Source organism: Peptoniphilus sp. (assembly GCF_034090345.1).
In the GTDB taxonomy this organism is placed as follows: domain Bacteria; phylum Bacillota; class Clostridia; order Tissierellales; family Peptoniphilaceae; genus Peptoniphilus.
Genome location: NZ_JAXDSS010000081.1, coordinates 1 through 21,354, shown reverse-complemented (window position 1 = coordinate 21,354; position 21,354 = coordinate 1). Strand labels below are relative to the sequence as shown.

General features: G+C 30.6%; 17 protein-coding genes. 11 read left to right on the top strand and 6 right to left on the bottom strand.

The window, feature by feature from the left end; all coding sequences use genetic code 11:
• Nucleotides 1–5 precede the first annotated feature (5 nt).
• The 8 genes from SOR77_RS07290 to SOR77_RS07255 all read left to right on the top strand — a co-directional run bounded on the left by SOR77_RS07290 (nucleotide 6) and on the right by SOR77_RS07255 (nucleotide 8,997).
• A complete protein-coding gene (locus SOR77_RS07290) occupies nucleotides 6–653 on the top strand; it encodes a trimeric intracellular cation channel family protein (RefSeq protein ID WP_320636473.1) in 648 nt (215 codons plus the stop codon).
• An 8-nt stretch (nucleotides 654–661) separates the two neighbouring features.
• On the top strand, nucleotides 662–1,534 hold the full coding sequence (locus SOR77_RS07285; RefSeq protein WP_320636472.1) for a DegV family protein: 873 nt from the start codon (nucleotides 662–664) through the stop codon (nucleotides 1,532–1,534).
• A gap of 42 nt (nucleotides 1,535–1,576) precedes the next feature.
• A complete protein-coding gene (locus tag SOR77_RS07280; RefSeq protein ID WP_004819008.1) occupies nucleotides 1,577–2,356 on the top strand; it encodes a formate/nitrite transporter family protein in 780 nt (259 codons plus the stop codon).
• A gap of 188 nt (nucleotides 2,357–2,544) precedes the next feature.
• Entirely contained in the window at nucleotides 2,545–3,810 is a 1,266-nt protein-coding gene (locus SOR77_RS07275) for a Glu/Leu/Phe/Val dehydrogenase (protein WP_320636471.1), read from the top strand.
• 196 nt (nucleotides 3,811–4,006) lie between these two features.
• Nucleotides 4,007–4,942 carry an AEC family transporter gene (locus SOR77_RS07270; RefSeq protein WP_320636470.1) on the top strand — a complete coding sequence of 312 codons (936 nt, stop codon included), beginning with the start codon at nucleotides 4,007–4,009 and terminating at the stop codon, nucleotides 4,940–4,942.
• 55 nt (nucleotides 4,943–4,997) lie between these two features.
• Nucleotides 4,998–6,167 carry a methionine adenosyltransferase gene (metK, locus tag SOR77_RS07265; RefSeq protein ID WP_320636469.1) on the top strand — a complete coding sequence of 390 codons (1,170 nt, stop codon included), beginning with the start codon at nucleotides 4,998–5,000 and terminating at the stop codon, nucleotides 6,165–6,167.
• Between the two features lie 41 nt (nucleotides 6,168–6,208).
• Nucleotides 6,209–8,410 (top strand): ATP-dependent RecD-like DNA helicase, encoded by a 2,202-nt coding sequence (locus SOR77_RS07260; RefSeq protein WP_320636468.1) that lies wholly within the window; start codon nucleotides 6,209–6,211, stop codon nucleotides 8,408–8,410.
• Nucleotides 8,389–8,997: a ComF family protein gene (locus tag SOR77_RS07255; protein ID WP_004818998.1), complete on the top strand. Its 609-nt coding sequence runs from the start codon at nucleotides 8,389–8,391 to the stop codon at nucleotides 8,995–8,997. Before SOR77_RS07260 ends, SOR77_RS07255 begins: the two co-directional genes overlap by 22 nt.
• On the opposite strand, the gene SOR77_RS07250 is transcribed toward SOR77_RS07255, so the two are convergent.
• Nucleotides 8,994–9,917 (bottom strand): YihY/virulence factor BrkB family protein, encoded by a 924-nt coding sequence (locus SOR77_RS07250; protein ID WP_320636467.1) that lies wholly within the window; start codon nucleotides 9,915–9,917, stop codon nucleotides 8,994–8,996. The two genes, SOR77_RS07255 and SOR77_RS07250, sit on opposite strands and share 4 nt — an antisense overlap.
• A 104-nt stretch (nucleotides 9,918–10,021) precedes the next feature.
• Here SOR77_RS07250 and SOR77_RS07245 point away from each other — a divergent pair, with 104 nt between their 5' ends.
• Nucleotides 10,022–10,714 carry a response regulator transcription factor gene (locus tag SOR77_RS07245; RefSeq protein WP_320636466.1) on the top strand — a complete coding sequence of 231 codons (693 nt, stop codon included), beginning with the start codon at nucleotides 10,022–10,024 and terminating at the stop codon, nucleotides 10,712–10,714.
• Nucleotides 10,714–11,931, top strand: a complete 1,218-nt coding sequence (locus SOR77_RS07240; RefSeq protein ID WP_320636465.1) for a HAMP domain-containing sensor histidine kinase — start codon at nucleotides 10,714–10,716, stop codon at nucleotides 11,929–11,931. Before SOR77_RS07245 ends, SOR77_RS07240 begins: the two co-directional genes overlap by 1 nt.
• Here the strand turns inward: SOR77_RS07240 and SOR77_RS07235 are convergent.
• Both SOR77_RS07235 and SOR77_RS07230 read right to left on the bottom strand, forming a co-directional pair.
• On the bottom strand, nucleotides 11,909–13,498 hold the full coding sequence (locus SOR77_RS07235) for a hypothetical protein (RefSeq protein ID WP_320636464.1): 1,590 nt from the start codon (nucleotides 13,496–13,498) through the stop codon (nucleotides 11,909–11,911). The genes SOR77_RS07240 and SOR77_RS07235 overlap by 23 nt on opposite strands.
• Entirely contained in the window at nucleotides 13,488–14,393 is a 906-nt protein-coding gene (locus tag SOR77_RS07230) for an FUSC family protein (protein WP_320636463.1), read from the bottom strand. The genes SOR77_RS07235 and SOR77_RS07230 overlap by 11 nt, the downstream gene beginning before the upstream one ends.
• A gap of 212 nt (nucleotides 14,394–14,605) precedes the next feature.
• Between SOR77_RS07230 and hpf the strand changes: the two genes are divergently transcribed.
• Nucleotides 14,606–15,142, top strand: a complete 537-nt coding sequence (gene hpf, locus SOR77_RS07225; protein ID WP_320636462.1) for a ribosome hibernation-promoting factor, HPF/YfiA family — start codon at nucleotides 14,606–14,608, stop codon at nucleotides 15,140–15,142.
• Nucleotides 15,143–15,214: 72 nt separating this feature from the next.
• Here the strand turns inward: hpf and SOR77_RS07220 are convergent, their stop codons facing one another.
• The 3 genes from SOR77_RS07220 to SOR77_RS07210 all read right to left on the bottom strand — a co-directional run bounded on the left by SOR77_RS07220 (nucleotide 15,215) and on the right by SOR77_RS07210 (nucleotide 21,161).
• The gene (locus SOR77_RS07220; protein WP_320636461.1) at nucleotides 15,215–16,159 is read right to left on the bottom strand and encodes a C39 family peptidase; all 945 of its coding nucleotides are present in this window, start codon (nucleotides 16,157–16,159) and stop codon (nucleotides 15,215–15,217) included.
• A 542-nt stretch (nucleotides 16,160–16,701) separates the two neighbouring features.
• Nucleotides 16,702–19,908, bottom strand: a complete 3,207-nt coding sequence (locus SOR77_RS07215; RefSeq protein WP_320636460.1) for a transglutaminase domain-containing protein — start codon at nucleotides 19,906–19,908, stop codon at nucleotides 16,702–16,704.
• Nucleotides 19,909–20,582: 674 nt separating this feature from the next.
• Nucleotides 20,583–21,161 (bottom strand): site-specific integrase, encoded by a 579-nt coding sequence (locus SOR77_RS07210; RefSeq protein WP_320636482.1) that lies wholly within the window; start codon nucleotides 21,159–21,161, stop codon nucleotides 20,583–20,585.
• Between the last annotated feature and the right edge of the window lie 193 nt (nucleotides 21,162–21,354).

The window sequence follows — 21,354 nt, the reverse complement described above, 5'->3', positions numbered from 1 at the left end:
GCGAGATGCCAAGTTATCAACAAATAGATTTGATTTTAGGAATAATAGGTACAATAGCTTTTGCTTTTTCCGGCGCGATGTTGGGAATAAGAAAGAGAATGGATTTGATGGGAACCATAGTGCTAGGAGTTACAACAGCTCTTGGGGGAGGTTGCATAAGAGATATAATTTTAGGATACCATCCCCCTAATATGTTTACTGATCCATCTTTTGCGGTACAATCAGTGGTATCATCAATAATAATTTTTGTAATATGTTATTTTAAAACTGATCTATTGAGTTCTAAGACAATGGAAAATTTTGAAAATATCATGATATATTTTGATGCAATAGGGCTTGGTGCTTTTACGGTTACAGGAATAAATGCAGCTTTAAAGCTTGGGTACACTGATGCTAAATTTTTGTTGATTTTTTCAGGAATGATAACAGGTGTTGGTGGTGGAGTTATAAGAGATGTTTTCGCAGATAGAACTCCATCAATATTTAGGGAGCAGATATATGCTTCAGCATCTCTTGTGGGGGCGTGTTTCTATTTAATTTTTAGAAATATGTTAGATTTAGATGAAGTTATGATTTTATCTGCACTTATAGTATTTATAATAAGAATGGTAGCAGTCAAAAAAGATTTAGGACTGCCTAAAATAAATTATTGAGGTTTGATATGAGTATAAAAATAGTTACAGATAGTGGTTGTGATATTTTAAAAGAAAAGCTAGAAAAGCTTGATATTGAAATGTTACCCATGTATATAAATAATGATGAACAAATATTTTTCGATGGAGAATTATCAATAGATGAAATGTTCTCGAGGATGAGAGCCGGAGAAGTATTTATGACTAGTCAGGTTTCAAATCAAATTTACCAAGAAACCTTTGAAAAATATGCTTCACAAGGTCAAGAGATAATATATATAAGCTTATCTTCTGGGTTAAGTGGAACTTATGATGCTGCCAAGTTGATTGCAGATCAGGTAAATGAAAAATATGGTGAAAAAATCCATATGTTTGATTCAAAACTTGCTACAGCTGGATTGGGATATATGGTTGAAAAAGCAGCTGAACTTGCAAATAGCGGTGCAACTTTTGAACAGATAATGAAATTACTTGAATTTTATAAGAGGACTATAAAAGAAAATTTTTCCGTAACATCATTAGAATTTTTAATGAGGGGCGGAAGAGTTTCAAGAAGTAGTGCAATAATAGGTGGACTTTTAAATATTCGCCCCATGTTAAGAGTAATTCCTGAAAATGGCAAGTTAGAAGTAATAGATAAGGTTCGTGGAGATAAAAATATGTTGAAGAAACTTTTAGAAAACTTAAGACCGGAAGTTTTAAATCAACCTGTTTTTATAGTATATGGAGATTCTGAAGAGTATGCGGTAAAAGTAAAGAATGCCATTATAAAGAATTTTAGTATGAATCCTGAAAATATTAGAGTGGAACAGATAGGGCATATAATAGGTGCGCATGTTGGGCCTGAATTTATAGCTTTAATTCATATAGATGAACCTGAAGAAAACTTTAAATTAGACTAATATTTGACATAAAGGCTATACAATCCACCATGAGGTGGATTAATGTATAAAGAATTGACATTGTCGCTTTCAAATGCGGCAAGAGGAAAAGTTGGAATGTATAAAAACTCCAAACTTATATATGCTACGACCTCAGGACTTGCAGGTATGTATATAGGGTTTGGAGTTTTAAGTATGGGGTTATCCGGAGCTGTCTTTGGCAGTCTGGATTTTCCTTTGAGTAAAGTGTTTAGTGGTATTATATTTACTATGGCGTTGTCGTTAGTAATGATGGCAGGTGGAGATTTATTCACAGGGAACATATTAGTTTTGTCTTCAGGCGCATATAACGAAGGCATATCTACTAAAGAAGCTATTACTGTATGTATATTTTCATATTTTGGCAACTTCTTAGGTGCGCTTTTATTAAGTGGGCTATTTTTGGGAACAGGCCTTGGAAATGAAAGCATAGGAGATGCAATAGTACAACTTGCGATTGCAAAGGCACACCATACTACTATGGAAATTTTATTTAGAGGTATACTTTGTAATATATTAGTTTGTCTTGCAGTTTTAACTTGTTATAAGTTAAAGTCAGAATCAGGCAAGTTAATAATGATTTTTTGGTGCATATTACCATTTGTTGCACTTGGATTTGAGCACTCCATTGCCAATATGACAGTGTTTACACTGGGGATGAGTTTATCAAAGGAAATAACTTTTGCAATGGCACTTCACAATATAATACCGGCTACAGTAGGAAATATATTGGGTGGGCTTTTAATAAGCATAGCTTATTTTGCACTTAACTGCGGAGAAGTGGTAAATAATACTCAAAAATGATAAATAAGCCAATAAAATAAAGTTATAAACGAAAGAGTGGTATAAAAAAATTCTTTCGTTTATCGGTTGTTTTAAAATTTTTTATTTGGTATAATCAAATTGTTGAAAACATTACCAATATATTTCGTAATGTGGAAGTACATAAGCAAGTGAGAGATCACTGTGTATAGTAAATAAGGAGAGATAAAATGACAGATACACTTAATCCGTTAGTAGCGGCACAAGAAAAAGTAAGAGTAGCATGTGAAAAATTGGGATGCGATCCGGCAGTATATGAACTATTAAAAGAACCACAAAGAGTAATTGAAATCTCAATTCCGGTAAAAATGGATGATGGTACAGTTAAAGTGTTCAAAGGATGGAGAAGTGCTCACTCAAGCGCTGTAGGTCCATCAAAAGGTGGAGTTAGGTTCCATCCAAATGTAAACATGGATGAAGTTAAAGCTCTTTCTCTATGGATGACATTTAAAGGTGGAGCACTAGGCTTACCATACGGCGGAGGAAAGGGTGGAATCTGCGTAGATCCGGCAGAACTATCAGAAAGAGAATTAGAACAACTGGCAAGAGGATATGTAAGAGGTCTTTACAAATATCTTGGAGACAGAATCGATATTCCAGCACCAGATGTAAACACTAACGGACAAATCATGAGTTGGTTTGTAGATGAATATGTAAAATTAAATGGCGAAAGAATGGATATCGGAACTTTTACAGGAAAGCCGGTAGCATTTGGTGGTAGTGAAGGAAGAAACGAAGCAACAGGATTCGGAGTAGCTGTAGTAGTAAGAGAATCTGCAAAGAGATTCGGAATCAAAATGGAAGATGCTAAAATAGCTGTTCAAGGTTTTGGTAATGTAGGTCAATTTACAGTAAAGAACATCGAAAGACAAGGCGGAAAAGTTTGTGCAATCGCTGAGTGGGACAGAAATGAAGGAAACTATGCTATTTACAATGCAAACGGATTGGATTTCAAAGAATTAGCAGCATACAAAGCTGAACATAAAACATTAATTGGATTCCCGGGAGCAGAAAGAATAACTGAAGAAGAATTCTGGACAAAAGAATATGACATTATAGTGCCGGCAGCATTAGAAAATGTAATCACAGGCGAAAGAGCTAAAACAATAAACGCTAAATTGATCTGTGAAGCTGCAAACGGTCCAACAACACCAGAAGGAGACAAAGTTTTAGTAGAAAAAGGAATCGAATTAACACCGGACATCTTAACTAACTCAGGAGGAGTTCTAGTATCTTACTATGAATGGGTACAAAACCAATACGGATACTACTGGACAGAAGCAGAAGTAGAAGAAAAACAAGAAGCAGACATGATGAAAGCTATCGAAGGTGTTTTCTCAGTAGCTGATGAATACAAAGTAACATTAAGAGAAGCTGTTTACATGTATGCAATCAAATCAATAGATACAGCTATGAAACTAAGAGGATGGTATTAATCCCTAATTAAAATTAGCTAAATTAAAGGACTACTCGAGTAGTCCTTTTTTGTATAACAATTTTCTAAATTAATATTTTTACAGATTTAAATAACCAAATTTATTTACATAAGCCCCTTTTTATTTTAAAACTTGGATTAATATGCTCAATAAGGGCCTTTTATTTGCTATAATAAAATAGAAGGGAAGCGATGGAGTGAATAATTTTATATTGGGAATAAATGTTATATTCCCATTATTTTTTGTACTGTTTACAGGATTATTTTTAAAAAAAATAAAAATAATAGATGATAGATTTATAAATCAGTCCACAAATTTAATATTTTATGTAACGATGCCTGCAAGTTTGGTTATGGAAGTTAAAAATTCAGATTTAAGTGGAATAAATTTAAGCTATATAATTTATCTTTTATTAGGTGTGCTTGTTATGTTTGGAGGAACGTGGGCTATAGCTAGATTTTTTATAGAAGATAATAAAAAATTGTCTGCTTTTGTACATTGTGCGTATAGGTCTAACTTCTTGTATGTCGGTGTACCGATTTTAAAAGCTATAAAGCCGGATTATCAAATGGCACCTGTGTTGGCGGCGATGATATTTGGAGTTGCTCTTTTTAATATAATAGGAACTTTATTTTTAACTTATTATTCGGAAAATGACATAATTATATCTGAATTAATTATTAAAGTTTTAAAAAATCCGGTCATAGTTGCAATGTTTATTGGATTGATACTTAAATTTATAAATTTTCCTGTTCCAAATACACTGGAAAGGGGAATAAAGGTTTTAGGGAATTTAAATACACCATTGGCTTTAATAATGATTGGTGGAAGTCTTAATTTTAATACAAGAAAAAATGATTTACTATTGGTGAGTATAAGTGCTTTAATAAAAAATGTAATAGGAGCGGCTATTTTAGTTCCTTTGGCATTTAAGTTAAACTTCAACAGTTCTGAAATAGTTGTAGCGTATATATTGTTTGGAACTCCTTGTGCAATAAATTGTTTTGTAATGGGGAAAAAGTTGGGTTCTGATGAACTCATGACTTCACAAATTATAACTTTAAGTTATGCGCTTTCTCTATTTACATTTGCAGGGGGAATTGCAATTCTTAAGAACTTCGGTGTAGTATAAGCTTTATTTACTTGTGAATCAATGGTATACTCAATATTATGGAGGGGAAGCATTTATGAAAAAATGGACATTTACATCGGAATCTGTAACTGAAGGTCATCCCGATAAAGTGTGTGACCAAGTTTCTGATGCGATTTTAGATGCTATCCTGGAAAAGGATAAAAATGCTAGAGTAGCTTGTGAAACTGTTGCAAGTACAGGAATGATTTTAATAACAGGTGAGATAACAACTTCAACTTATGTTGATTTTACTAAAGTGGTTAGAGAAACTTTAAAAGAAATTGGATACGATAGAGGAAAGATAGGTTTCGATTGTGAAACTTGTTCTGTCCTTTCTGCAATAAAAGAGCAAAGCCCTGATATTGCAATGGGTGTTGATAGATTTAAAGAAGAAGGCGTTGATGAATTAGACGGATTTGGGGCAGGAGACCAAGGTTTGATGTTTGGCTTTGCTTGTGATGAAACTGATGAATACATGCCACTTCCTATTTCTCTTTCTCATGCTCTTGCAAAGAGATTAACTGAAGTGAGAAAGAATGGAACTTTAAATTATTTAAGGCCGGATGGAAAAACTCAAGTGAGTATCGACTATATAGATGGTGTACCTAAGAGGATAGATACTATTGTAATTTCAACACAACATGATCCGGAAGTTAGCTTAGAGCAAATTAGAGAAGATTTAAAGAGAGAAGTAATTGAAGTTATCGTGGATAAAGACATGATGGATGAAAGTACTAAAATCTATATAAACCCTACAGGCAGATTTGTAGTTGGGGGACCAATGGGAGATGCAGGGCTTACAGGTCGTAAGATAATAGTTGATACTTATGGGGGGTATGCAAGACATGGCGGAGGAGCATTCTCCGGTAAGGATCCTACAAAAGTAGATAGATCAGCTAGTTATTTTGCAAGATATATAGCCAAGAACTTGGTTGCAGCAGGACTTGCTAAAAAATGTGAAATAGGACTTTCATATGCAATAGGCGTTTCAAAACCTACATCAGTATATGTTGAAACATTTGGAACTGGTGTATTATCAGATGCAGAGCTTGAAAATATAGTTCTTGAAAACTTTGATGCTAGACCGGCAGCGATTATTAAGAATTTAGATTTACAAAGACCACTTTATAAACAAGTGGCAGCTTATGGACATTTTGGAAGAAATGAATTAGATCTTCCTTGGGAAAAGCTGGATAAAGTAGAGAAATTAAAAACTTATTTATAAGATAGGACTGGCAACAGTCCTTTTCTAATATGGTGAAAATTATGATAGAAATCAAAGGGATTTTAGAAAAAATTGTATATAGAAATGATGAAAATGGATATACTGTTGCCAGATTTTATACGGAAGATGATTACATAACGGTAACTGGAAGTGCACTTGAATTTAAAGAACAGATGGAGTATGTACTTGAAGGGGATTTTACTTTTCACAAAAAATACGGAGAGCAATTTAATTTTCAAAATGTGCGAGAAATAATACCGAAATCAGAAAAGGGAATTATAAACTATCTCACAAGTGGCGCAATACCTTATGTTGGGAAGGCTATGGCAAAAAAGATATATGCAAGATTTGGAGAGAAAACTTTAGACATAATAGAAAAAAGTCCTGAGCAGCTTATAATGGTTGAAGGTATAGGAAAGGCGAAGCTGAGAAAAATTTTGGAAAAGTTGGAAAAAGACCAAGGACTTAGAAAAGTAATAATATTTTTCTCTGAATATGGCATTTCAACTTCTTTATCTATGAAGATATACAAGAATTATGGTGATAATTCAATATCTATGGTACGAGAAAATCCATATAGATTGGCAGAAGATATAAGGGGAATAGGGTTTAAAAAAGCTGATGAAATAGCTATGAAAATAGGGGATTTCAGCAAGAGTAATTTAAGAGTAAAGGCGGCGCTTAAATATGCTCTATACATGGCAACTCTTGAAGGACACAGTTATCTTCCAATAGATTTACTGATAAAGAGAACAAAACTACTAGTGAATAAGTCGGAAGAAGAACTCTACAACGAAGTAGAAGTTTTGAATTTAGACGACAGATTTAAACTTGAAAATGGTGATCCAATAAGGTGTTATTTTGCACCATACCTAAAAGCTGAAAACTATATCGCCGGTAAGATAAAAGATATATTGAAGTACGAACATACGAATGAAGATGTAGATAAACTCATTGAAGAAGTACAAGATAGACAAAAAATCACATTAGCTGAAAATCAAGAAAAAGCTGCCAGAGAAGCTGTAAGGAATGGGATAACAATAATTACAGGAGGACCGGGGACAGGAAAGACTACTACATTAAAGGTGATTATAGAATTGTTTGAGTTAATGGAAAAGAAAGTCTTTTTAGCTGCTCCTACAGGCAGAGCGGCAAAGAGAATGAAAGAAGCCACTTCAAGAGAAGCTCAAACAATACACAAGATGTTAGAGTTGACAGTTTCTGATAGTGAATACATAGATTACGGATACCAATCAGAAGAAAATCTTGAATGTGATGTATTAATAGTAGATGAAGTGAGTATGGTGGATTTGAATTTAATGGAGAATTTATTAAATAGAATTTCTATAGGGACAAGGCTTATTTTAGTTGGAGATAAAGATCAGTTACCTTCTGTAGGAGCAGGCAATGTATTGTCAGATTTAATAAATTCAAAAGTAATACCCGTTGTAAATTTAAATCAAATTTTCAGACAATCAGGAGAGTCTCATATAATTAAAAATGCTCACATGGTAAATAATGGAAAAGTTCCACCGATAACAAATAATGGAGATTTCTTTACAATATACAGTGAAGATGAGAGAACTTCTTTAAAGACTATTGTAGAGTTGGTGCATAAGAGATTGCCGAATTACTATTCAATAGACAAAGAAAATATTCAAGTGCTTGCACCTATGAAAAAGGGGATTTGTGGCGTAAATAATTTAAATAAGGAATTGCAAAATACACTAAATCCGAAAGGAGAGGCGATAGATTACAATGGCAGCATCTTCAGAATTGGAGACAGAGTTATGCAGATGAAAAATAATTATAATCTTGAGTACAAAATAGAATCGGAATTTTATTTTGAAAAAGGCAGTGGCGTTTTTAATGGAGATATTGGAAAAATAATGTCAGTGGACGAGGAAGATAAGAGTTTAACTGTTTTGTTTGATGATACTAAGAAAGTAAAATATGAATACACAGATTTAGATGAACTGACACTATCTTATGCGACAACAATTCACAAATCTCAAGGCTCGGAATTTGAAGTTGTTGTAATGCCAATTCACTTTGCGCCACCGATATTGTTGACAAGAAATTTATTATATACTGCTATAACAAGAGCTAAAAAACTTGTGGTACTAGTTGGAAATTATAAATATGTTGAACAGATGGTAAAAAATAATAGAATATCTCTAAGGTATTCAAGTTTGAAAGAAAAATTACAAGGTAAAGTAGAATGTTTGATACAGGATGTTTAAAATGCTCACATAAGAAAATTTATAAATATAATTTGTGCGAATCATGCTATTCAAATTTAAGGTTGGATGTAATTTGGGATAAAAAACTTGATTATGCAGATGATGTTGTAGTATGTGGCGAATATGTAGGTCTTTTAAGAGAAATTCTAATAGATTATAAGTTTAGAGATTGTGTATATTATTCGGATGTGTTATCTAAAATTATGACTGAAAAACTTTTAAAAACGCGACTATATAGAAAATATGATGCGATAACTTATGTACCTATGCATAAAATAGATGTAATGGAGCGAGGGTATAACCAATCAAAGATATTGGCAAAGAAAGTATCTGAGGATATTCTTTTAAAATTCATAGAGCCAATTAAAAAGATTAAGAGAACTAAGAAACAAATTGAAGTTACAAGTTTAGATAGATATAAAAATTTAAAGGATGTATTTCAAGTCACAGGTAAACTACCTGAAAATATAATAGTAGTTGACGATGTCATAACTACGGGCTCTACCATAGATGAAGTTGCAAGAGCGTTAAAAGAAAATGGCGCAAAAAAAGTGGCTGCACTTGTTGCAACCACACACAATATTTAATCAACATCTAAATCAGTATATTTTTCATCTGTCAATATGCCTTTTAAAATTGATTCGTTACGAGGCCAAACTGAAGATTCAGGGAAATATTTACGAGAAAAATTAATTGCATTTATTTCTCCACCTATAAGTATGATTAAACTTACAAGCCATATCCAAATTAACATGACTATGATACCTCCAAGAGAGCCATAAGTCACAGAATATTTTCCGAAGTTGGATACGTAGGAACCAAATAATATGGTCATAAGAATGACACCGATTGTTGTAAAGACAGCACCCGGAACTACTAATTTAAAACTTAACATCTTTCTTATTTGACTAGATGGTGCGAATTTATATAGGGCTGTAAACATAATTAACATGTATACCACAGGTATGATTAAACTAAGTATTTTAATGATTTGCTTAAAATCTAAGTCCAAATTTATTGTTTTAGATATATAATCAAGAATTAAACCACCGAAAACTTGAGTTATCATAAGTAGTATGACCATTAAAATTAGCGCTATTGCAAATATCAATGAAAGAGATTTTGCAGCAACAAAAGAACGTTTTTTGTTAAATCCATAAGCGGCATTTACATTGTTTAGTAATTGATTGATGCCGTTTGAAGAAGTCCATAGACCTGCTAATATAGAAACTATGAACAATCTGCTTGAGCTTGAATTTAAAAGTTCTTGAGAAAAACTCAAGACTATTGAAGAGATATCATCAGGAAGATATTCTATATAGCTTAAAACTGTATCAGGTGATAAAATACCTGTAAACTTTAATGTATTTAAAAGTGCTATAATAAATGGGAATAGACTCAGAATTATAAAGTATACTAATGAGCCGCTCATTTCTGGTAATTTATGTTCTGTAAATCGATATAATAATTTATCGAGAAAAATTATAAATGGTTTATTTCGAATCAAATAGAGTTTATCTTTTAACTTTTTGATAATCTCACCTCCAATATCTCTATACCCAGTGAGGATTTGATTGAACCTTAGATTGTACAATTTTGAAAGGAGATTTTATGAGTTATAAAATTTTAGTTTGTGATGATGAACAAGATATAGTAAGGGCTATTCAAATTTATTTGTCAGCTGAAGGATATGAAATTTTTACTGCAAATGATGGGTTAGAAGCTTTGGATATTTTAAAAAGAGAAGAAATTCATCTTGTGATAATGGACCTTATGATGCCGAATATGGATGGAATATCAGCCATATTAAAAATAAGAGAGGAACATAATATTCCAATCATAATTTTATCTGCTAAGAGTGAAATCACAGATAAAATAATAGGCTTAAATGTTGGTGCTGATGATTATATAACTAAGCCATTTAATGCAATAGAGCTTGTAGCTAGAGTTAATTCTACATTGAGAAGATTTATGAGTTTGGGTTCAGCAAGCATAGATAGTGGCACTTATCAAATTGGAAGAGTAACAGTTAATGATATGTCAAAGGAAGTCTTTGTAGACAATCAAAAAGTTAGTTTAACTCCTTATGAATACAAAATTTTACTGTTACTTATGAAAAATAAATCAAAGGTATTTTCTTCAGATGAAATTTATTCAGAAGTTTGGGAAGAAGAAGCGCATGATGTAAAGAAAGTAATATCAGTGCATATATCACATTTGAGAGATAAAATAGAAATCAATCCAAGAAAGCCTGACTTGATAAAGTCAGTTTATGGAATGGGTTATAAGATAGAGGGCAAATAATGACGACTAAAAAGAGTATCTTAAAAAAGGTTGTGCGTCATTTTAAGAATACAAATTTTTTAGAATCTACTTTTTTAAGTCTTATGCTATTATTCGGAGCTTTTTTCTCCGTGTATGGATATCTTTTGGCTATTGGTATATTTTCAATAATTATAGTGTATAAAATTTTGGATGGAAATTTAATTGACAGTATTTTTACGTTGAAGTTGTTTTTAAACTCGTCGGAGAATAAAATGTACACAGTATTTGGAGTGCTGAATATATTTATATTATTTACAATGATGGTTATGGATTATAATTTCTTTTCGGCATTTTTAAATTTAATAGTATTTAAGATTATTTTTGCCGGAGAAGATATTTACGTGCAAAATGAAATTTTAAACACGGCAATTGAAGACTTATATAATTTTGGAGAATCTTTTAAAAAATCAACATTGGCAAATCGAAAGACTGCAAGGACACTTAACATGCTATCTTCAATTAAAGAACAGATAAAGGCTTCTATAAATAAATCAATGGAAACGGAAAGATTAAAAACTGAATTAATAACCAATATTTCACACGATTTAAAGACTCCGCTAACGTCAATTATAAACTATGCCGATATACTCTCTAAGAAAACTGAGATGGATGAAGAAGCGAGGGAATATATAGGAGTGCTTGGTAGAAATTCTGAGAGACTTAGGAGCCTTATAATTGATTTAATTTATGCATCAAAGACTGGAAGTGGAGCAATAAAAGTAGAGAAAGTATTTATCGATTTTAATGAATTGGTAAGTCAAATATATGGTGATTTCGATGAAGTTTTAAACCAAAAAGGAATTGAGTTCATCTATGACTATGATAACGAAGAGATAAATTTATACACAGACCCTGGGATTGTATCTAGAATAGTACAAAATTTAATATCAAATGCATATAAATATTCTAAACCGGGAACTAAGATATTGTGTTGTACAAAAATAGAAGATGGATACATTCATTTTGAAATGAAAAATGAATCGAACACTCCAATCAAAGAAAATGAAACAGATTTACTAAATGAGTTGGTTAAGTCAGAAAAAGCCAGAACCACTGAAGGTTCCGGCCTGGGATTATATATAACTAAAAATTTGGTTGAAATTTTAGGTGGAGAATTTCATATAGTAGTAGATAACACAACTTTTATGGTTGTTGCAATACTACCAATAGAAACTAACGATAGTCATTCAAACTGACGATATTATTGGTTGGTGAGTTATAGTAATTTAAAATTGCCATAGCTGTATTTGAAAACTTAACAACTCTATCAATATCAATCAAACCAATTCTTGAGAAGCCTTCTACAAAGTGTAATTCTTCTTGGGTTAACTCATCAAAATTAATCTCAGAGACTTTTAATTTTTTAAATAGAGAGTTAAAGATTGTAGAAAACTCTTTGACCTTTATAGGAGGATATATTTTGTTTAAGAAATCTACATTAAATATAGAAGTGTAGATTAAAGCGAGAATTTCTTCTTCTTCAAAATTTAAAAAGTGATCTAAAAGAGTGGTTGGAATCACTTCGTCATAAACTTTAACTAATCCTTTTAACTTTAAAAATCTATATAGAAAATCTACGTAAGGAAAGTGATAAGCAGTATAGTTTGTCACTTTTTTTATTGGGTTAACTTCTAAGGCATCCGACAATATCTGGATTGATTTAGAAGTTAGAGCGGCAGTTGTCCTAGACTCGACTATGGATTCTATACCTAAAATTTCTTCTATTTTCTCTAAATCTGAAACTACTCTATGAGGTGTTTCAATAAGGTTTAAAAGATTTTCATCGTAATAAAAACCGTTAGTTGATTTTTTTAAAGTTCTAATCAAATTAAAGATGTTTTGTTTAACTTCTTTTAAACTTGAAAGTGCTAGTTTATAATCGTCTCTAAATCTTGAAAAGAATTTATATACGTCAATCACTGTTTCCAAAACTGCAAATAGTTCAGATTCATTTTTGAAATATCCATTTTCAACAGCAGTTGTGAAGCATTCATAAAAATTAATTCTTTTAAAAGATGAATAATTATTGTTTTGTGGCAATAAAATTCTCATATAAAAGATACCGAGCAACTCAGTTGAATTAAAAAACTTTTCGCTCCCAAACGAAGACATTTGCATGTATAGGGAGAGTTCAGGACTATTAAACATAAGTGTTGAGATAGCGCCTGTGGCAAATAAATCGACGTCCACACTTAGCAAGTTCTCATCAAGAATGCTTGCAAAATAAAGCATAAATAAATCATAAGAGCTATGCTTTAACTGTTTTAAATCTAAAGTTTCAAGAGTATGTAATCGATTGAATTCATCTATTACAGCTTCTGCGTGAAGAAATGTCATAGGGATATAATCTCCATAGATAAAATATTCGCCATCAATTTCTAAAACTCTACATATTAAAAATTCTCCAGGAGATACGTCCTCGGGAAAGTTTGAAAGCTTTATACTTTTTCCAAGAAGTCTATCTTCGGCTCCTTTTTCAAATAACTCTAAAACAGTTATGTAAGAGTTCGTTAAGCTTTCTAAAAGAACATCAGCATCATCAAATAAAGACATATTTGCAAAGTATAAAAATCTTTCCTTAAAGGCTGATTCATTTTTTTGTATATCTAATAGAACTAGAGATTTAGGTAGCAAAGGTCCAAATATGTCAGATATTTGGTAGTAAATCGAATTTCCGGTGTCATTAACTTGTACAAAATCATCTAAAATGTAGTAAAAGGTTTCTAAAAAATTATATTTTTCTATTGTATTTTCAAATTTCATTAATATTCAACAACTCTCTTAAATTTTCTAAATTAAATAATATTTTCTTTATATGAAGATTATACATCTCATTTATATCGCCTTCAAGCGAGCCGTTATTTAACAATGTGATGTGAAATTTATCTTCAAGTCTACTTATAATACTTGGTTTTAGTTTTGGCTTTTCTTCGATAGAATTTAGTAATAAAAATCTGAGATGAATATCTTCAAATGCCTTTATAGCTCTTCTTGCATTTTCAATATCCAAATCAGGATGTATTGGTGCATTGGACTCTTCTAATAGAACTTTGTATTGAGTTTTTATCTTTTCAAAAGATGACTCAAAATTAGAAATATCATGCTTTTTTGTGAATGCTAAATTAAGTAGGGCGGACCTTGCTCTGAAGAAAGAATCATTGGCTATAACTGTAAAATTTTCGTTGACATCAGGAGTCGATAATAGATAGTTTATTACAAGAGAAACTACAAGGCCTAAAAAAGTTCCAAGCACTCTCTCTATACCATATATTATTTGACTTTCAGGATGAATAAAAGAAGCTATATAGACTATGCATGAAAGTATGACCATGTCCTTTAAATCAAAGGCAACTAAGATATAAATTATAAAAATTATACCAAGTCCACCAACGATTGGAGTTAGATAGTGTGGTGCTGGAATTAAACTTAAGAGAAAACCCAATACGACTCCGAATATAGTTGTAAACATTCTAATTCTAAAATCATTAAAACTCTCAGCAAAAGAATTTTTCATTCCACTTATAGAAGCTATTGAAGTAAAGATGGGTGTATTTAAATTTAAAACATCTGATAAATACAGACCTAATGTTACAGCCAAAGCAGTTTTTAAATTTCTCATTCCTATTTTCGTATTAAAATTAAAATTTATTTTTTTCATGATTCACCTACTAATATTATACCAAAAGAGAAGTTATAACTAACAAATCCACATAGATAATAACAATAAAAGCTTAAAAAATACACTTTTCAACAAAGTTATACACATTATCCACAGGGCAAATATTAACAAATAAAATTTGATGTAATAATATTATGAGTTATGGGTATAATAAAAACAAGAATTAATAAATTCTTGAGAGGAGTGTTACTATGAAATTAAAATTAATAGGAAAAAATCTTGACTTAACCCAAAGCTTAAAAGAACAAAGCGAAAAGAAATTAGAAAAGCTAGACAGATACTTTGATGAAGAAGTAGAAGTTAGGGCGGTATTATCTGTAGAGAAGGATAATAGAACAGTCGAGGTAACAGTCTTCTTGCCGGGTACAATATTAAGAGCTGAAGATACATCTGATGATATGTATGCTTCCATTGACGCGACAATTGACATCCTTGAAAGGCAGATCAGAAAATACAAGACTAAATTAAAGAAAAGATATCAAGATCCTAAGACAATTAGATTTGAAAATATCGAATCACTTTCTGAAGAAGAAACAGATGAATCTAAAATTGTAAAGAGAAAGACATTTACTTTAAAACCTATGATGGAAGAAGAAGCAGAAATGCAAATGGATTTGCTAAATCACAATTTCTTTATATACTTAAATGCAGAGACTGAAGAAATTGATTTACTATATAGAAGAAATGACGGTAATTTAGGGCTTATAGAAGTAGAAGTCGAAAGATAAAATTTAATAATTATATAATTTGAAAAGGAAGCAGATTAATTTCTACTTCCTTCTTTGTTATTGATATTAAATTTATTTTACAGGGGCAACAACGATATAATTTTGAAGTTGGTAAGGTTTTTGAACTATATTGTAATCGCTCCACATTGTAAAAAATCTTTCTAAAGGATATACATAGTATCCATCTTGAGAATGGTCAGTAACATCATATGAATCTGCGAATATCAATACATCATCACTTACAGTTGGAGTTGACATATTATCATATCCGATAATTGTAAGCCAATGTCCACCCCAATCGCCCCATTCAACCATGATAGGGATATTTTTATCAAGATATTTTTTTAACCATTTTACAAAGTGTGAATCTTTAGCATCATCTACGAAATTTGTAGAATTAGGTGCATTGTCTGATGTATAAAGTGCCAATGGTGAAAAAGTGGGCTTTTTATTACCAACGGCATTAGGAGTCGCTTGTCCTGCTTTAGTAAATTCACTTGAATCTATTTTTTCATCGTAATTTGTATCTAATATTTTAAAAATTTTGTTATTTTTAAAATATTGAGCCATTTGAGGTAGGGAAGTTCCATATTCTCCAAAATTATTAGCAGTACCGATTTCGGCATTTGCAACATCTAAGTCCGTAGAAGACTTCATAGCTTTTGCTAGTTCAAGTTCTGTTATTTTTTTATCACCTAAATAGTTCATAACCATAAGAGCTGCAGCGTTGCCGCAAGACCATTCAGTGGATTGTTGGTAAGTTTTAAACTTAGGTAGAATTGTCAAAGACTTAGTAGACTTCATATTGTAAAAATCAGGTGCTTTGTAATATGGAGACTCTTGATGATCAGCAGAATATAGTGCTGCACGAGCTCCGCCTTTTTCGTCAATTGGAGAACTTAGTATAGTGCGTTCCTTCTCATTTGCGATGTTTCTACTTTGTATATTTGCATAAATGCTTCCGCTACCTACTAAAATAGTTGCAGATAATAAAGTGGTTAAAAGTTTTTTGTTCAATAAAAATACCTCCTAAAAATAAAAATTTATCTAGAACATTGTAACAAAAAACTTTGAAAAAATATATAAAAATTTAGTATATTAAGCTTAAAAATTAATATAATAAATAAAAAGAATTAATAATATTGAGTGATTATTTTTTTATTATATATTTAAAATAGACTAGTAAAACATAAACTATTTCAAGGTCTCGTAGAATCTAATTTTTTGCTTTCTCCATAATAAAAAATTTGAAAATTCCCGTCAAGGGTAAAGGCTATGCCTTGGTCTAACGACCAACCCTTGACAAAAATTCTCAAATTTTAAAAAAACAATTAGGCAAAAAAAGGTGGATTTTTAGTATAAATCTTAACCTTTTAATTTAGTTGTGCCAAAATTAGCTTACAAAGATTCATAAAATTGAATTTTTGAATATATTAAATTTTAAGATATTTTTAGAAAATATTAGCCATATCCTATCAGGAGGGGCTGATACACAAAACTTTTCACATTACATACACTTACCTTTTAACACTACCTACAGACCCCTTTATTTTTGTTTTCTATGCTTCTTCTGTTCCTGTTTCTACTTCTGCTTCTTTTGAAATTTCTTCTACAGACTCTAAATCTTTTGATTCTTCTGTTATATTTTCTTCTGTAACATCTAATAATGTTTCATCAGAAGGTCTAACCATTTTTAGCAACTCTTTATTTTCTTTATCTTTTTGTTTTACTTCTTTTTCTCTATTTGTAAAATCTTCTGAATCTACTATTTGTATTTCTGTATCTCCATCAATTGATTTTTCATATTTAAATGTTTCTTTTGTGTAATCTTCAGGAGCTTTTTCTACATAATCTTCATCCCATGTTCTTGTTTTCTTCATTGTTTCATCTGATTTTAAGAAGTTATCATATGTTTTAAAGTTAGGGTCTGATGAGTCTAGTTTACCATCTCTAAATACCTTTGGGTCATCATGTGTTACGTCTATATGATACCATTTTCCGTCAACCTTAACTGCATTCCATGCGTGGTTCTGTTGGTCTGTACTTTGAATATTAAAGTTTTCGGCTTTAATTTTCTTGTGCTTTTCTTCTAATTGACTCTTTCTAATATATTCATCAGGGACTTGGGTTGGCGATATATGGAATCCTACAACTACTTTTGAATCTATGCCTGCTCTATCCGCCATTCTTGAAAAAGTCATAGCATAGGCTTCACAGACCCCACCATCTCCAAATAGGATTGAACTTGGAAGTTGTTCATTATAATTTTTCCTTTCTAAGTCTACTTTGTTATCATTAACTTTATAGTTTGTATTTTCTATGATGTAGTCATGAATTACTTTAACTTTTTGTACTTCTGTTAAATCCTTACCTTCTATATTTTCTTTAATATACTTATCTATTTTATCTTCTATTTGTTTTAAAGTTTCCTTATTCTCACCATAATTAAATGTTAATTCTACACTCCCTTTTCTGTCATTTTCTGTTAAGTTATTTATAGAATCCATTGTAGTATAATATGTGAAATTCCAGTTCCTAACATATCTTACGTTTGCATCTGTAGATTTATTGTTAAGTTCTGTAATTACATCTTTTACTTCTCCAACCTTAGCTACAAATTGTGCTTGTGGCGCAAGATAATATATGTGTTTCTTTAAAAATTCTTTTAAACCTTCTTTATTACCTGTAAAATCTCTTTCATTGAAATTTAAAACTTTATCATAATCTATTTTATCTTTCTTGATTTCTGCAATTGTGACAGAATCCATTGTTTTTTCTTTAACTTCTTCTTTTTCTTGTTCTTCTTTTTCAGCTAGTTTTTCTTCTTTTAATCTGTTAATTTCTTCTTTTGTCTTGATATCTGTTAGAAATTCTGTGTCTTTGATTCCCTTTTCTGTTAATTCTCTAATTGCATTTGCTCTTGCTTCTGCTAGCTCTTCTTTATGGGCTGTTATTCTTTCCAAACACTCTTTTTCTATTTCTTCTTTTGTTTTTAAATTATCTAAGAATGAAGTATCTTGTATACCTTCTCTTTTTAGTAACTCTTTATAGCTTTCTAGCATTTTTATTCTATCTGCTTGTTCTTTTTCTGCTTGTTCTTTTTCTGCTTGTTCTTTTTCTGCTTGTTCTTTTTCTGTTTGTTCTTTTTCTGCTTGTTCTCTCGCTGCTTGTTCTTTTTCTGCTTGTTTGTGTTCTTCTATTTTCTTTTCTACTTCTCTGTTTAGTTCTTCTACTGTTTTGTAATTATAGATAAAAGCTGCTTCTTTTACCCCTGCTGCTTGTAGTTTTTGTAGTGCTTCGTTTTGTGCTAATTCTAATTTCTTTTGTTTTTCTTGTTCTTCTTTTTGTTTTCTTTCTAATTCTTTTTTACGAACTGCTTTTTCATGTGCGATTCTATCTTTTTCTTCTTGTACTTTTATTGCATTTTCATATAGTTGCTTTATAATATATGGATTTCCATTTTCTAAAATTGCATCTTCTGTGGCTTTATCCTTTATACCCATCTTCCTTAGTTGGTTTATATATGCATCTTTTAACCCTCTAAATAACTCTCTGTCTGGCTTTCCAATTGTTTCTTTATAGTTTGTTACATCTGGGAAGTCATCTTCTACTGGTGCTACAAATTTTGGTTTTTTTTCAGATGGTGCTGGTTTAAGATTAATTTCTCCATCTTCTGTTTCTGTTAAGTGTTTTAATTGTTCTTCTGTATATTGTCCTTTTACATCTTTATAATCTTCTTCTCTGTTGTATTGTTCAAAGTCTATTGGTTTTTTGTCATAACCTGTGATTATTTCTATTTTTGTTTTTTTCCTACTATCTTCTGTTTCTGTCAAGTGTTTTAGTTGTTCTTCTGTATATTGTCCTCTGACTTCTTCTTTATTGTGTTGTTCAAAGTCTATTGGGTTTTTGTCATAACCTGTGATTATTTCTGGTTTAAATGGTTTTATTGGTTTTAATGGTTCTAATTTTTTATTGTCTTTTGATTTCTCTATTTTCGGTTCTTGTTTTGTTTCTTTTGGTTGTTCTTTTCTGGTTGTGTTTTGGTCTTTATATATTAATTCTGCTAAATCTTCAAAATATCTATTTTCCCATTCTTTAAATTCTACATATTCGTATGATGTTTTTACTTCTGCTTTCTTTAAGTTGTCTTTTGTTTCTTCTTCTATTGTGTGTAGTGCAAATTCTGCTTTCACTTCTTTATCTGATTTGATTTGTGATGCAAAGTAACCCTCTTTTGTGTTAATTAGTATTTGTTTTGTTTCCGGGTGTTTATAATACCCTATGTTTAATACTTTTGCTAAATCTGATAGTCTAAAATAGTTTCTCCCATTGATTAGAAAACCCTTTAAGTTAAAGTATTTTCCGTTTACCATTATTTTATGTTTTGTATTTAGTACTAATGTATTTAAAAAGTTTCCTTCTTTTGCTTGTGTTTCTAATACTGCTTTTAATGCTTCTCTATCTTTAACATCTGTGCTTAGTTTGATTTCTTGTTTTGCATCATCAAAGTTGATTTTAACCCCTTTGCTTGCGTTTGCATTGATTATGTTTACGAATTCTCTTAATTGTATATAGTCTGTTCCTCCAATTTCTACATTTTGCATATTGCTGGATTTTTTATTTTCTAGGTTTATTTTCTTTGTTGTTTCTTTTATTTGGAGATTGTTTTGTCCTACCCCTTGTACAGAATTTGTGTTTGCTAATGTTCCTAATAATGTTCCAAATACAATTCCTTTTAATACCACATTCTTAACGTTTTTATTCATCTTATATTTCCTTTCTTTTCTTTTTGATGGGAGTACTATCATCCTTTTTAGTGTCCTTAAATTCTTTTGTATTTACAATATTTGTTAGACTTATTAGTACTAGACCTGTTATGATGGTTGCTAGTTTTAAATTTTTGCATATGTTTTCCTGACTGTTTACTAGTATAATACACTTAAATTAGAAAAAAGAAAATAGAAATAAATAAAAATAAATATTATTAAATTAAGGGTTAAAGTATAAATAAAAACACTTATTTAAAAGAAATAGTAAGTATAAAAATTTATAATGAACTGACCTCATAATGCTAAATTTCTTGGTCCAACTTTAGGGGTTCAGTTTACATAAAAAAACCCTTATAAAAAGTAAGGGTTAAAATACAAAAAATAACCCTTATTTTTAAGCGAAAAAGTAAGGGTTAAAATATATAAAAATACTTATTTTAAAATTAGAGAATTTTAATAGCAAAACCAATAAAATTTGTAATTAAAAATGCAAAAAAATCATCAAATTTTAAAATTTTTGAAAAACCCCGATATAAGAGGGTTTTCAAGGATTTTAAAAACCAAGATAAATAAAGGATTTTGACGATTTAAACCCCCATATCTTACTCTATTTGAATCTTAATTTAAAATCTTAATAAATCATCGAAGTTAAAATTAAGAAGTGAATTAAATCATTTAAATAATCTTCTAACTTTTGTATTACGTGTAATAATGTTATTTAAAGGAGTTGCTATTTTGTGATTATTCTTTAACATATTTTCATCTATTTTTACATATTTTTTAGTCATTTTTAAATCAGAATGACCCATTAATTTTTGCAGATAAAGTAAGTTGCCATTTGAATTTTGCAGATAACTTGTTCCAAAATAATGCCTAAGCTGGTAAGGGGTTATTTTACAATTACATTTATTACTATAAACCTTAAATCTCCTTTGAAACACAATAGTATTAGTTGTGTTGCCACACTCTGTTAAAAAAATATAATCCGAATCCCAAAACTCTTTATTAAATTCCAAAAGCTTTTTTAAAACGTCTCTAACAATCGATGAAAAGGGCAGACTTCTGGACCTACTTGTTTTGGTAATATCCGGGGTTAGATGAATAAAAAGATTTTTTAAATCAACATTTTGAATCTTCAACCTTGTAGTCTCTGTAGGTCTTATTCCGGCATCTGTTAACAATAGCATAAAAGCATAATCTCTAAAACCAACATAAGTTTTAAGATTGATTACATTAAAAAAACTTTTAATATCATCTGCATTAGTGGGTTTAGGGTCATAATTCTCTTTCTTTTTTTGATTTTTATACTATTATCCTATTAAATCTAGATATATAACCAATCCCTATTGGAGATACTTTTAACCATCTCTTTTGTTAATTTATTTATCGTTTCACACAACCTATCCACTACGTCTGATAATGTGTGGAAAAATTCATTTTTAA

Excerpts from the sequence above, each read along its gene's own strand:
- SOR77_RS07280 (WP_004819008.1), top strand. The coding sequence starts at position 1,577 with ATGTATAAAGAATTGACATTGTCGCTTTCAAATGCGGCAAGAGGAAAA.
- SOR77_RS07290 (WP_320636473.1), top strand. The coding sequence starts at position 6 with ATGCCAAGTTATCAACAAATAGATTTGATTTTAGGAATAATAGGTACA.
- SOR77_RS07215 (WP_320636460.1), bottom strand. The coding sequence starts at position 19,908 with ATGAATAAAAACGTTAAGAATGTGGTATTAAAAGGAATTGTATTTGGA.
- SOR77_RS07230 (WP_320636463.1), bottom strand. The coding sequence starts at position 14,393 with ATGAAAAAAATAAATTTTAATTTTAATACGAAAATAGGAATGAGAAAT.
- SOR77_RS07240 (WP_320636465.1), top strand. The coding sequence starts at position 10,714 with ATGACGACTAAAAAGAGTATCTTAAAAAAGGTTGTGCGTCATTTTAAG.
- SOR77_RS07245 (WP_320636466.1), top strand. The coding sequence starts at position 10,022 with ATGAGTTATAAAATTTTAGTTTGTGATGATGAACAAGATATAGTAAGG.
- SOR77_RS07285 (WP_320636472.1), top strand. The coding sequence starts at position 662 with ATGAGTATAAAAATAGTTACAGATAGTGGTTGTGATATTTTAAAAGAA.
- SOR77_RS07260 (WP_320636468.1), top strand. The coding sequence starts at position 6,209 with ATGATAGAAATCAAAGGGATTTTAGAAAAAATTGTATATAGAAATGAT.
- SOR77_RS07275 (WP_320636471.1), top strand. The coding sequence starts at position 2,545 with ATGACAGATACACTTAATCCGTTAGTAGCGGCACAAGAAAAAGTAAGA.
- SOR77_RS07235 (WP_320636464.1), bottom strand. The coding sequence starts at position 13,498 with ATGAAATTTGAAAATACAATAGAAAAATATAATTTTTTAGAAACCTTT.
- hpf (WP_320636462.1), top strand. The coding sequence starts at position 14,606 with ATGAAATTAAAATTAATAGGAAAAAATCTTGACTTAACCCAAAGCTTA.
- metK (WP_320636469.1), top strand. The coding sequence starts at position 4,998 with ATGAAAAAATGGACATTTACATCGGAATCTGTAACTGAAGGTCATCCC.
- SOR77_RS07255 (WP_004818998.1), top strand. The coding sequence starts at position 8,389 with ATGTTTGATACAGGATGTTTAAAATGCTCACATAAGAAAATTTATAAA.